12 protein-coding genes are annotated in these 12,808 nt (G+C 44.6%); 9 read left to right on the top strand and 3 right to left on the bottom strand.

Annotation, left to right across the window (positions count from 1 at the left end; genetic code table 11):
• The first annotated feature begins 59 nt into the window (after positions 1-59).
• Positions 60-566 carry a peptidoglycan-binding protein LysM gene (gene lysM, locus C8322_RS09400; protein WP_076753146.1) on the top strand — a complete coding sequence of 169 codons (507 nt, stop codon included), beginning with the start codon at positions 60-62 and terminating at the stop codon, positions 564-566.
• Between the two features lie 81 nt (positions 567-647).
• Here lysM and C8322_RS09395 read toward each other — a convergent pair whose 3' ends face one another.
• The gene (locus C8322_RS09395) at positions 648-1,115 is read right to left on the bottom strand and encodes an Lrp/AsnC ligand binding domain-containing protein (protein ID WP_004811183.1); all 468 of its coding nucleotides are present in this window, start codon (positions 1,113-1,115) and stop codon (positions 648-650) included.
• Between the two features lie 139 nt (positions 1,116-1,254).
• On the opposite strand from C8322_RS09395, the gene C8322_RS09390 reads away from it, so the two are divergent.
• The 4 genes from C8322_RS09390 (at position 1,255) to C8322_RS09375 (ending at position 5,637) form a co-directional block, all read left to right on the top strand.
• Positions 1,255-2,514 (top strand): D-amino acid dehydrogenase, encoded by a 1,260-nt coding sequence (locus C8322_RS09390; RefSeq protein WP_004811182.1) that lies wholly within the window; start codon positions 1,255-1,257, stop codon positions 2,512-2,514.
• Positions 2,515-2,537: 23 nt separating this feature from the next.
• Entirely contained in the window at positions 2,538-3,650 is a 1,113-nt protein-coding gene (gene alr, locus C8322_RS09385) for an alanine racemase (protein ID WP_004811180.1), read from the top strand.
• A 48-nt stretch (positions 3,651-3,698) separates the two neighbouring features.
• Positions 3,699-4,058 (top strand): RidA family protein, encoded by a 360-nt coding sequence (locus tag C8322_RS09380; protein ID WP_034424226.1) that lies wholly within the window; start codon positions 3,699-3,701, stop codon positions 4,056-4,058.
• 151 nt (positions 4,059-4,209) lie between these two features.
• A complete protein-coding gene (locus tag C8322_RS09375; protein WP_004811176.1) occupies positions 4,210-5,637 on the top strand; it encodes an amino acid permease in 1,428 nt (475 codons plus the stop codon).
• Between the two features lie 62 nt (positions 5,638-5,699).
• Here the strand turns inward: C8322_RS09375 and C8322_RS09370 are convergent, their stop codons facing one another.
• Positions 5,700-6,152 (bottom strand): CopD family protein, encoded by a 453-nt coding sequence (locus C8322_RS09370; protein ID WP_004811175.1) that lies wholly within the window; start codon positions 6,150-6,152, stop codon positions 5,700-5,702.
• 23 nt (positions 6,153-6,175) lie between these two features.
• The gene (locus C8322_RS09365) at positions 6,176-7,405 is read right to left on the bottom strand and encodes a beta-ketoacyl synthase N-terminal-like domain-containing protein (protein WP_004811172.1); all 1,230 of its coding nucleotides are present in this window, start codon (positions 7,403-7,405) and stop codon (positions 6,176-6,178) included.
• Positions 7,406-7,681: 276 nt separating this feature from the next.
• On the opposite strand from C8322_RS09365, the gene C8322_RS09360 reads away from it, so the two are divergent.
• From C8322_RS09360 to fusA, 4 genes are all read left to right on the top strand, one after another.
• Positions 7,682-9,184, top strand: a complete 1,503-nt coding sequence (locus C8322_RS09360; RefSeq protein ID WP_004811170.1) for an EcsC family protein — start codon at positions 7,682-7,684, stop codon at positions 9,182-9,184.
• Positions 9,185-9,353: 169 nt separating this feature from the next.
• Positions 9,354-9,728: a 30S ribosomal protein S12 gene (gene rpsL / locus C8322_RS09355; protein ID WP_004648013.1), complete on the top strand. Its 375-nt coding sequence runs from the start codon at positions 9,354-9,356 to the stop codon at positions 9,726-9,728.
• A gap of 182 nt (positions 9,729-9,910) precedes the next feature.
• Positions 9,911-10,381: a 30S ribosomal protein S7 gene (rpsG, locus tag C8322_RS09350; RefSeq protein WP_004279240.1), complete on the top strand. Its 471-nt coding sequence runs from the start codon at positions 9,911-9,913 to the stop codon at positions 10,379-10,381.
• A 130-nt stretch (positions 10,382-10,511) separates the two neighbouring features.
• Positions 10,512-12,647, top strand: coding sequence for an elongation factor G (gene fusA, locus C8322_RS09345; RefSeq protein WP_004811169.1), 2,136 nt, complete (start codon positions 10,512-10,514; stop codon positions 12,645-12,647).
• The last annotated feature ends 161 nt before the right edge of the window (positions 12,648-12,808 follow it).

Here is a 12,808-nt window from a genome sequence, read left to right as displayed (position 1 = left end):
TGAATTCCGCTATAAACAATAGGGAGATAAAAAATCAGACAACAATAAGGGAGTCTTCCATGGGTATTTTTGATTTTGTAAAAGGTATTGGTAAGAAAAATACCGCAGCGGCAGAACCGCAACAGACACCTGCTGCACAACAATCACCTGCGGCTGCGCCTAAAGCAGCTCCGGCAGAGCCATCGGCACAAGAAATTGCCAACAAGTTATTGGGTCATGTTAAAAGTTTAGGGTTGCCAATTAAAGGTTTGTCAATTAGCTATAACTCTACTTCTGATCTGGCAACTGTGCGTGGGCAGGTACAAAATCAGGCCGATCGTGAAAAAATTATTCTCGCGGTAGGAAATATTGATCATGTGGCCAAAGTGGATGACCAGCTTACGGTGAGCAGCCCTGAACCAGAAAGTAAATTTTACACGGTAAAATCAGGCGACAGTTTGTCAAAAATTTCTAAAGAATTTTATGGTGATGCCAATCAATACAACAAGATTTTTGAAGCCAACCGTCCATTATTAAAAGATGCTGATGATATTTTCCCGGGTCAGGTACTACGTATTCCTGATTAATATTTTTGAACTTTCAGATTTTTCAGATTAATGGCAAAGCTCCTTTTGGGAGCTTTGTTGTTATTGTCGATAACTAGAGTATTAAATACCGACATCCAGATATAGCGTCTCTTTTACTTCCTCCATCACCACATAACTGTGTGAAGAGGCGGAAGAAGGTAGTTTCTTTAATAGATCGCCCAACAGGCGGCGATAAGCACTCATCTCTTTCAGGCGCGCTTTGACCAGATAATCAAAATCTCCAGAAATCAAATGGCATTCCAGTACTTCAGGAATTTCACTCAGGTCTCGTGCGACCTGCTCAAATACATCACCGGATTTGGCTGAAAGTTTGATTTCAAGAAAGACCAGTAAATTGCGTTCCAGCTTTTCTGGATTGAGTCGGGCGTAATAGCCCATGATAATGCCATCGCGTTCCAGTCGCTTCACACGCTCAGAGCACGGGGTGGTGGATAGGTTCACCCGAGCTGCCAGTTCACTAATCGCAATACGTCCATCACGTTGCAGAATATCCAGAATCATACGATCAATACGGTCTAATTTGCGCATTCATTATTCCCTTAATTTTTTAAAATCACGCGAGAAATCTAGTGGATTCACTGAATATATTACTTTAAAACAGTGAAATTAACTATTGATCCAAAAATATACTAGTTAAATCAACTAGAAGGATTTTGAGGGTAAGGCAATGCGTGTTTTGGTCTTAGGTAGTGGTGTAATTGGTGTGGCAAGTGCCTATTATCTGGCACAGCAGGGTGCAGAAGTTACTGTACTTGACCGTCAGACTGGCCCTGCTGAAGAAACCAGTTTTGGTAATGCAGGCCAAATCTCTCCAGGTTACTCGACACCGTGGGCAGCACCTGGCATTCCATTCAAAGCAGTGAAATGGATGTTTCAGCATCACGCACCCTTGGCGATTAATTTAGATGGCAGCATGTGGCAGTTGAACTGGATGGCGCAAATGCTGAAAAACTGTAATCCAGCCAGCTATGCCATTAATAAAGAACGTATGACCCGTGTGGCTGAATATAGCCGTGACTGTTTACGTGAATTGCGTAAAGAAACCGGGATCAGCTATGAGCATCGTTCCAAAGGTACTTTACAGGTATTTCGTAATGAAGCCCAGTTGGATATGGTGCAACGTGATATCGCTGTATTGCAAGAGTGTGGTGTGCCGCATGAATTGTTACTGGGAGCTGATTTGGCAAAAGTTGAACCTGCCTTGGCACATGCTCAAGATAAACTGGTCGGTGGCTTACATTTACCCAATGATGAAACCGGTGATTGCTATCTATTTACCAACGCCTTAGCCAATGTTGCCAAAGAATTGGGAGTACAGTTCAAGTTTAACCAGAATGTGGAACATCTGCTAACTGAGGGCAATGAAATTAAAGGTGTTGTCGTCAATGGTCAGGTATTCACTGCGGACAAATACGTGCTGGCATTTGGTAGTTATTCACGTGATTTCTTGAAACCGTTGCATCTGGATTTACCAGTTTATCCAGTAAAAGGCTATTCACTCACGATTCCAATCGTTGATGCCGATTTTGCGCCGCAATCTACGGTGCTGGATGAGACCTATAAGATTGCCATCACTCGCTTTGACCAGCGCATTCGTGTCGGCGGTATGGCTGAGCTAAGTGGCTTTAACCATAATTTAAAAGACAATCGCCGTGCCACATTGGAAATGGTCACTCAGGAATTGTTCCCGGGTGGGAATCTGGCAGAAGCGAGTTTCTGGACCGGTTTACGCCCAATGACCCCAGACAGTACCCCAATTATTGGCGCAACGCGTTTTAAAAACCTGTTTCTGAATACCGGACATGGCACCCTGGGTTGGACCATGGCCTGTGGTTCGGGCAAGTTGATCAGTGACATGGTGCTGAATCATAAAACCGAGATTAGCACGGAAGGGTTGTCACTCGGACGCTATTCACACGCGGCTTAAATTACTGTTTCAAGGAAGAATCTATGCCACGTCCAATTCAAGCTGTAGTGCATTTAGATGCATTGCAGCATAACCTGAATATTGCTAAAGCTTCTGCTCCGAATGCTGAAGTGTATGCTGTGCTCAAAGCCAATGCCTATGGTCATGGCATTGAACGGGTTTATGCGGCATTTCAGTCTGCAGACGGTTTTGCTTTTCTGGATATTGAAGAAGGCAAGCGGCTACGTGCACTGGGATGCAAAAAACCGCTGCTGTTGCTCGAAGGTATTTTTGCGCTAGCGGATTTATTTGCATGTGCGAAGCATGACATGAGCTTTGCCATTCATTCCCGGCATCAAGTGCAATGGCTGAAACAGTTTGCAGAAATAGTCCCGGATGCACAGTTTGATGTGTTCTTGAAAATGAATAGCGGCATGAACCGTTTAGGTTTTCAGCCGCATGAATATGCAGAAATCTGGCAGGAGCTGCACCAGCTAAATAATGTCCGTTCCATAACCCATATGACCCATTTCTCTGATGCGGATGGCGAGCGTTTTGGGTTGGATGGTATTGAATATCAAAACCTGATTTTTAGCCAGACCATTCAGGGGCTTGAGGCTGAAACCTCACTCAGTAATAGTGCAGCCATTCTACGCCATCATCAAAGCTTGCATTCCGATATTGTACGTAGCGGCATCATGCTCTATGGCAGTTCACCAGATTATCCAAGCCATAGTATTCAAGACTGGAATCTCCAACCAAGTATGAGCTTACGCAGTGAAATCATTGCCATTCAAGATATTCAGGCTGGGCAAAGTGTCGGTTATGGGTCCAACTTTGTTGCGGAGCAGGCGATGCGAATTGGTGTTGTGGCTTGTGGTTACGCGGATGGTTATCAGCGCATTAGCCAGACCGGTACACCAGTGCTGGTGGATGGTGTTAGAACCCAAACCATTGGGCGGGTCAGTATGGATATGCTGACAGTTGATCTGACTGAACTTTCTCAAACGAACATTGGTAGTGAAGTGGTGCTCTGGGGGCGGTCGACCCACGGCACAGTGCTGCCCATTGATGAAGTTGCAGCAGGATCAGGAACAGTGGGCTATGAGTTGATGTGTGGCATTACCGCCCGTGTGCCGATTCAGGTTGAAACCTGAAATTCAATATTGACCCATTAACGGAAAAAATGGAGAGGAAAATTTATGATGGAACATAGCGATATTCAACGTATCCGCAGCAATCAGGTGATGAGTGCTGCCACTATTCACAACAAGACCGTGTATTTGTCAGGGCAGGTGCCAACACGTACCGATCTGGATATACACGGACAGACCTTGGAGGTCTTTGCCAAGATTGATGAACTGCTTGCGCTGGCAAATACTGATAAAAGCCGGTTGCTTTCGGCGCAATTATTTATCAAGCATTTAGCTGACTTTAGCAGCGTAAACCAACTCTGGGTGGAATGGCTGCAAGGTCATAACACTCCGACACGTGCCACCATTCAGGCGGATCTGGTCAATCCAGACTGGCTGATTGAAATTGCAGTGATTGCAGCACAGCCCTAAGTTGTTTTGATGTTTGAAATCTCCCAACTTAATTTTGTAACAACATCAGACCCGATCATTTAACTTATTAAATGAAACTGCATCTGAATCAGGATTTCAGGAGGAAATCTGATCAGGCGGGCAAGGGTCTAATGCGAAAAAGGAACTGAAGATGAATACTACACCCTCTAGAGATGACGCAGCGCCGTCGCAACATGAGCTACAACGCAAGTTATCTAATCGGCATTTACAGCTGATTGCCATTGGTGGCTGTATCGGTACCGGCCTGTTTATGGGGTCGGGGAAGACCATCGCCCTGGCTGGCCCTTCGATCCTGCTGATCTATATGATCATTGGCGGGATGTTTTTCTTTTTAATGCGTGCTCTTGGTGAAATGCTGCTGTCGAATCTGCAGTACAAGTCTTTTATTGATATGGCACATGATCTGATCGGTCCGGGTGCAGGCTATTACATTGGCTGGTCGTACTGGTTGGGCTGGGTGCTGGTCGGTATTGCCGATCTGGCTGCGATTATTAACTACCTGAATTTCTGGTTACCCGAAGGTACAGCCTTTACCCCGACGGGACAGGCGCTGATCAGCGCTGCCTGTGTGCTCTTGATTCTGGGTATTAACCTGGTGACAGTAAAACTCTTTGGTGAGATTGAGTTCTGGTTTGCCCTGATCAAGATTCTGGCAATTATTGGCCTGATTTTTGTCGGTGGTTATATGGTCTTTAGTGGTTTTCAGGCGCCAAGCGGTGCGACGGCCAGCTTTAGTCATGTCTGGTCAGATGGGCTGTTCCCGAAAGGTGTGACTGGCTTTCTGGCCGGTTTCCAGATCGCGATGTTTGCTTTCGTGGGAGTAGAGTTGCTGGGTACCATGGCGGCTGAAACCAAAGACCCGGAAAAGAATTTACCTAAAGCCGTCAATGCGATTCCAACCCGTATCATTCTGTTCTACGTATTGTCATTGCTGGTGATTATGGCAGTCACGCCATGGAGCCAGATTCCCGCGGATCAGAGTCCGTTCGTCAGCCTGTTCTTATATGCGGGGATTCCAACGTCCGCCATTATCATGAACTTTGTGGTCTTGTCTTCCGTGATGTCTTCGATGAATAGTGGGGTGTTCTCCACCAGTCGGATGCTGTTTGGCCTGGCACGAGGTGGTCAGGCACCACAAGCCTTGGCACAACTGTCGAGCCGTGCAGTACCGGCGAAAGGTCTGATGTTCTCCTGTACTTTTATTCTGCTGGGTGCAGCATTCCAGTATTTTGTACCGAATACGATGGAAGCCTTTACCTTGGCGAGCTCACTGTGTGTGATCCTGTTTATCAGTATCTGGAGCATCATTATGGTGTGCTATATCCGCTACCGTAAGCAGCAACCGGAAAAACATACTGCTTCGACTTTTAAAATGCCGGGCGGTGTATGGATGTCTTATATCGTGCTGGCATTCCTGTTCTTTGCTTTGGTGATTTTGAGTCTGGAACCAGATACCTTGAAAGCCTTGATGATCAGTCCGTTATGGCTGTTAATTCTGGCGGTGACCTATCGCCTGCTGTATCTGCCAAGAGTTCGTAAGCTTCAGGTAGAGATGTAAATTTAGAATCTAAGACATAAAAAATCCCCGACTGATCGGGGATTTTTTATTGAGTAGCTAAACTAGAAGGTAGGTTTAACCACCACCAGAATCACCACTGCAAATAAGAGTAGGGTTGGCATCTCATTAAAATAACGCCAAAACTTGTGTGACTTGTAATGGGCATTATCAATCAGCTTCTTGCGGTAATAACCACAGACCAGATGGTAAATCACCAATAAGCCAACCAGGCCGACTTTAAGGTAGAACCATAAGGCTTCATGGTAATGACGCGTTGCATCACCCCAATCCACCAGAAAGTGTGCCGTAATCAGGGTGGCCAGCATTGCCGGCCACATGATGCCACGGTACAGCTTACGCTCCATGACTTCAAAGCGTTGATGACTCACGGTATCTTCGCTCATGGCATGATAAACATATAAACGTGGCAAGTAGAACAAAGCCGCGAACCAGCAAACCACTGCAATAATATGTAATGCTTTTACCCAAAGGAAAGCATCAGAAGGAGCATCCATCAAGTCACCCTAAATTGGGCAGCTTAGCCTTCCCATTTTTTGAAGATGAGACAAGCATTTACGCCGCCGAAACCGAAACTGTTACTCATCACAGTATTCAATTTTGCGTCACGTTTTTCAAGCACGATATCAAACGGTTTCGCACCTTCATCCAGCTCAGTCACGTTGATGTTTGGCGCAATAAAATCATTTTGCATCATCAGAACTGAATAAATTGCTTCTTGAACACCAGCAGCACCTAGGCTGTGACCTGTCATAGACTTGGTCGAGCTAAGTGAAGGAACTTGGCCTTCACCAAACGCACGTTCCATTGCCTTAAGTTCTGTAATGTCGCCTGCTGGAGTAGAGGTACCATGCGTATTTACATAGTCAATCTTGTCTACACCATGCTGTTTTGCTTCTTCTAAAGCCATCAATACACAACGCGTTGCACCTTCACCACTTGGCGCAACCATATCGGCACCATCAGAGTTCGCTGCATAAGCTACGACTTCCGCAAGAATATTGGCACCACGTGCTTGAGCGTGTTCAAGGGATTCAAGCACCACGAAACCGCCGCCGCCGGCAATCACGAAACCGTCACGGTCTGCTGAATATGGACGGGATGCAGTTTCAGGTGTGTCATTGTATTTCGAGCACAGCGCACCCATCGCATCAAACAGCAAGCTTTGAGACCAGTGATCTTCTTCACCGCCACCGGCAAGCATCAAGTCCTGTTTACCCAATTGAATCAGGTTGTAGGCATAACCAATCGCATCAGCAGAAGTTGCGCATGCGCTGGTAATTGAGTGAGCAATACCTTGAAGTTTAAGCGCTACACCAACGTTGGCTGTAATGGTATTTGACATATTGCGGGGTACGAAGAACGGGCCAATTTTACGTGCACCTTTTTCTTCGAGTAATTTCGCCATTTCTATTACAGATGCTGTTGAGTTACCGCCTGAGCCGCCTGCAATACCATAGCGTGGGTTGCCCGCCAGATCTTCCGGTTTCAGACCAGCATGCTCAACCGCTGCAATTGCCGAATTATAGGCATACATGGCACAAACACCCATAAAGCGTTTGAGACGACGGTCGATATTGTCAAAATCCTGCTCAGCAGCCGCGCTGACATGACTTTTAAAGTTCAGTTCAGCATAGACTGGATTTAAACGTGTGCCTGAAATCCCGTTTTGTAAAGAGTGAGTTACATCTTCCAATGTATTTCCGATGCATGAGTTAATACCCATACCAGTGATGACAACACGTTTCATCTACAGATCCTTATAGTTCATCTTTATGGTCAGGGGAGATATTTAGCGTTTTCATCAAGCGTTAAATATGGTGCTGACCCATTGTTCACAATGAGGAACATCATAACAGAAAGATTTTTGAAATCTTATGGCAAATGTTATGCCCAGTACGCTGTACATTCGAATAGAGATTCCTACACAGAGGGATTACTAAATGAAACAGAATAAGGTTGAGATAAACGCTGCTAGCACCTAGTATTTATACAAAATACAAGCACGTGCACGCTGAGGTAAGGAATGACAAATACCAATAATAAACAATCAAATGGCTTCATCTCCAGTGCGTTTGGAGTGGCGAAAAAGTTCAGTACAACAGGTTTGGATCTATTCAACCATGTTGCACCTGATTCAGTTTCGAAGGTCACACAAGCGCTGAATGTAGATAAGGTGCTCAATGGTGCAGCTCAAGCCAAGAGTCCATTTGAATCAAAAAAATACGACAATCCACAGGAGATGTTACGTGAACATCTACCGAGTGTATCGCGCCAGTTGTTTGGCCGTCATTTCAATACAGTGAATAATGTTACGCATTTTATTTCGCCCAAGTTTAGCGAAAAAGTGTCCGATTATTTCTTTGATCATCTAAATCAGTTTACCAATGACATCAGTTCAGTAGATGCCATTCTTGATGAAGCGGGAGTGCGTGATCTGGAAGAACTCACCCAGGATGTTGATCGTTCTAAGCGTATTTCTCAAGCGTTTGGTGAACAGAATAAATGGATTGCTGCAGTTCAAGGTGCATTCTCAGGGGCAACTGGGGTAATTGGTACAGCAGTGGATATTCCTGCATCTTTGGTGCTGGCGCTGCGTACTATTTATCAGGTCGGCCGTTCTTATGGCTTTGACTTAAGTAAAGAAGAAGATCAGGATATCGTGCAGCATATCTTCCGTCAGATTGATCTGAGTCTGATTGCAGAAAAGCAAACTGTATTGTTGGGCTTAAGAGCGCTAGGTGCTACTTTAAAAACCCATGACATTTCCCAGCTGCAAGCCATGTTGGGTTCAAGTAATGATACTGAGCTGCTACGCAAATTCCTGCATCAGGAAGATGGTCAATCGAAATGGGAATGGATAAATCATATACCGAAAGTTTCCCTGATTGAACAACTATCTAAATTGGTACCGTTAGCGGGTGCTGGGGTAGGCGCAGTATACAGTCGCCGTTTTGTCGAGGATGTTAATCAGAAAGCACAGGATGTGTTCTCGAATGCACGTCAATATCTGCTACAGCATCGTGACAGCTCTGCCTCTGTTTTAGAGGCTTATGAAAAATCTAAAGCATTGCTGCAACAGGCTGCACCAAAACTACTGGAAAATATCAAGAAAAATGGTCATACCGGGGATGAGTTAATTTTAGATAAAGAGATTCCGATTGAAGGAAATGATCATATTACTCAGGTAAAAGTGCTGAAAAAGACAGATTCTCAAGTCACAGAGAAAGTAAAAGATGAAGAGGTCAGTGAAGGCTTAGATTCATTAGCCGATAAGTTGGTAGAACCGGTTGCGGATAAGCATGTACAGCAACCAGCACTGAGTGAGCCGGCACCTGAAGATATCGAAGATACGCTTGCACAGGCAGAAGCTGAGGGCGATGTCACAGACGAGGCCGAAGTCGCTGTCGCTGATACTGAAAATGATCAGAGCGAAGTAGACACGGAAGCTGCACAGCAAAAGCCAAAAAAAGCGACAAAATCTTCTGCTAAAAAATCAACAGAAGATGTTACTAAAGATGCAGATTAATCTGCAAGAAAAATAGTAAGGATATGAAAGTACTAAGCAATTGTAAGCAAGAGCGGATGTGGATTTGCCTGCTTCTATCATGTTGACCAATTTTGTATCTTGACTTACAATTGCATGCCCTCAAAAAGTAGTAGTTTTTGGGGCTTTTTATTAACGGGAGAATTGCCAAATGGCAACAACAAATCAGTTGATCCGTAAGGGTCGTACGACTTTGATTGAAAAATCTAAAGTTCCTGCGTTGAAGGCTTGTCCACAGCGCCGTGGTGTTTGTACACGTGTTTACACAACTACACCTAAAAAACCTAACTCAGCAATGCGTAAAGTTTGCCGTGTTCGCTTAACTTCAGGCTTTGAAGTTTCTAGCTACATCGGTGGTGAAGGTCATAACCTGCAAGAGCACAGTGTTGTTCTTATCCGTGGTGGTCGTGTTAAAGACTTACCAGGTGTACGTTACCATACCGTTCGTGGTTCTTTAGACTGTGCTGGTGTTAAAGATCGTAACCAGTCTCGTTCTAAATACGGTACTAAACGTCCTAAGAAATAATTGATCTTTCGAGATTAACTTCTTAGTTCGCTAGAACTGCAATCCTTTATCGTCTCGCTTGTCTGATTTCTGCATTTAATTTTGTGAAATTCAAGCGACGTGTAGTAAGGCCAGCGAATGCACATGACACTTTGTGCTAATGCTGGATAAACCTGAAGTGTCATATTTATAGGTAGTTTAAAATGCCAAGACGTCGCGTAGTCGCTGCTCGTGAAATCCTTCCGGATCCGAAATTCAGTAGCCAAACAATCGCTAAATTCATGAACCACGTAATGCAAGATGGTAAAAAATCTATTGCTGAAAGTATCGTTTACGGTGCTTTAGACCGCGTTCAAGAAAAATCTAAAGTAGATCCGGTTGAATTTTTCGAGACTACTCTTGAAAAAGTTCGCCCTATGGTCGAAGTAAAAGCACGCCGTGTTGGTGGTGCTACATACCAAGTACCTATGGAAGTGCGCCCATCCCGTCGTACTGCCTTGGCTATGCGTTGGTTAGTAGATGCTGCTGCTAAGCGTTCTGAAAAAACTATGGCTTTACGTCTTGCTGGTGAGTTGCTTGATGCATCTGAAGGTAAAGGCGCAGCGGTTAAAAAACGTGAAGATGTGCACCGTATGGCTGAAGCCAACAAAGCATTCTCTCACTACCGTTTCTAAGCAAATAAAACAGGCCCTTATCAGGACGGTGATGATATGGGTTTCACCCAATTGTCATCAAAGCGCTTTAAGTTGCTAGCAACTTAAAGCGTCCTGTTTTAAACAACAAAATTTAGGAATGCAAGAGATCATGGCTCGTCAAACCCCAATTTCTCGTTACCGTAATATTGGTATTTCTGCGCACATCGATGCGGGTAAAACCACAACTACTGAACGTATCTTGTTCTACACAGGTGTATCTCACAAAATTGGTGAAGTACATGATGGTGCAGCAACAATGGACTGGATGGAGCAAGAGCAAGAACGTGGTATTACCATTACTTCTGCTGCTACCACTACATTCTGGTCAGGTATGTCTAAGCAGTTCCCAGAACACCGTATCAACGTAATTGATACCCCGGGACACGTTGACTTCACAATCGAAGTTGAGCGTTCTATGCGTGTTCTTGATGGTGCATGTATGGTTTACTGTGCTGTAGGTGGTGTACAACCTCAGTCTGAAACTGTATGGCGTCAAGCTAACAAATACCAAGTGCCTCGTTTAGCATTCGTGAACAAGATGGACCGTACTGGTGCAAACTTCTTCCGTGTTGTTGAACAAATGAAAACACGTCTTGGTGCACACCCTGTACCTGTAGTAATCCCTGTTGGCGCTGAAGAAAACTTCCAAGGCGTTATCGACCTGATCGAAATGAAAGCGATCATTTGGGACGAAGCTTCACAAGGTATGAAGTTCGAGTACGGCGAAATCCCTGCTGATCTTCAAGAAACTGCTGAAGAATGGCGTACAAACATGGTTGAAGCTGCTGCTGAAGCTTCTGAAGAGTTAATGGACGAATACCTGAACAATGGCGATTTGACTAAAGAACAAATCGTTGCTGGTCTACGTGTTCAAACATTGGCTTGTGAAATTCAACCAATGCTTTGTGGTACAGCGTTCAAAAACAAAGGTGTTCAACGTATGTTGGACGCAGTAATTGAATTCTTGCCATCACCTACAGAAGTTAAAGCGATTGAAGGTGTTCTTGACGACAAAGCTGAAACTAAAGCGATTCGTGAAGCATCTGACGAAGCTCCGTTCTCTGCACTTGCGTTCAAAATCATGAACGACAAATTCGTAGGTAACTTAACTTTCGTACGTGTTTACTCTGGTGTTCTTAAACAAGGTGATTCTGTTTATAACCCGGTTAAATCTAAACGTGAACGTATCGGCCGTATCGTGCAAATGCACGCGAACGATCGTCAAGACGTTGAAGAAATCCGTGCTGGTGACATCGCTGCGTGTGTAGGTCTTAAAGACGTAACTACTGGTGATACACTATGTGATGAGAAAAACATCATCACTCTAGAACGTATGGAATTCCCAGAGCCAGTAATTGCATTGGCTGTTGAACCAAAAACTAAAGCTGACCAAGAAAAAATGTCTATCGCTTTAGGTCGTTTGGCTAAGGAAGATCCATCATTCCGCGTTCGTACTGACGAAGAATCTGGTCAAACCATTATTGCTGGTATGGGTGAGCTTCACCTTGACATCATCGTTGACCGTATGAAACGTGAATTCAACGTTGAAGCGAACATTGGTAAACCAATGGTTGCTTACCGCGAAACAATCAAAAAGACTGTTGAGCAAGAAGGTAAGTTCGTACGTCAAACTGGTGGTAAAGGTAAATTCGGTCACGTATACGTACGTTTAGAACCGCTTGATCCTGAAGCTGGTAAAGAATACGAATTCGCTGAAGAAGTTGTAGGTGGTGTAGTACCTAAAGAATTCTTCGGTGCAGTTGACAAAGGTATCCAAGAACGTATGAAGAATGGTGTCCTTGCTGGTTATCCAGTAGTTGGCATCAAAGCGACATTGTTCGATGGTTCTTACCATGATGTCGATTCTGACGAATTATCGTTCAAGATGGCTGGTTCTTATGCCTTCCGTGACGGTTTCATGAAAGCAGATCCTGTTCTTCTTGAACCTATCATGAAAGTTGAAGTAGAAACTCCAGAAGACTACATGGGCGATATCATGGGTGACTTAAACCGTCGTCGTGGTATGGTTCAGGGTATGGACGATCTACCTGGTGGTACTAAAGCAATTAAAGCTGAAGTTCCACTTGCTGAGATGTTCGGTTATGCAACTCATATGCGTTCTATGTCTCAAGGTCGTGCGACTTACTCTATGGAATTTGCTAAATATGCTGAAACTCCACGTAACGTGGCTGAAGGCATCATCGCTAAGTTCCAGTCTGGCGGTAAAAAAGGTGACGACGAGTAATCTTTCGATTACTATAAGCCCAAACTAATTCATAGTTAAAAACCAAGCGCTCATGCAGTGATCCTGCATGAGCAGTTCAAAAAGGAAGATCTCATGGCTAAGGCTAAGTTCGAACGTAATAAGCCACACGTTAACGTGGGCACAATTGGTCACGTTGACCA

This window comes from Acinetobacter sp. SM1B, from assembly GCF_003289665.1.
GTDB classification, from domain to species: Bacteria; Pseudomonadota; Gammaproteobacteria; order Pseudomonadales; family Moraxellaceae; genus Acinetobacter; species Acinetobacter schindleri.
Note: the sequence above shows the minus strand (reverse complement) of the source record. Positions and strands in the feature narration are given on the sequence as shown.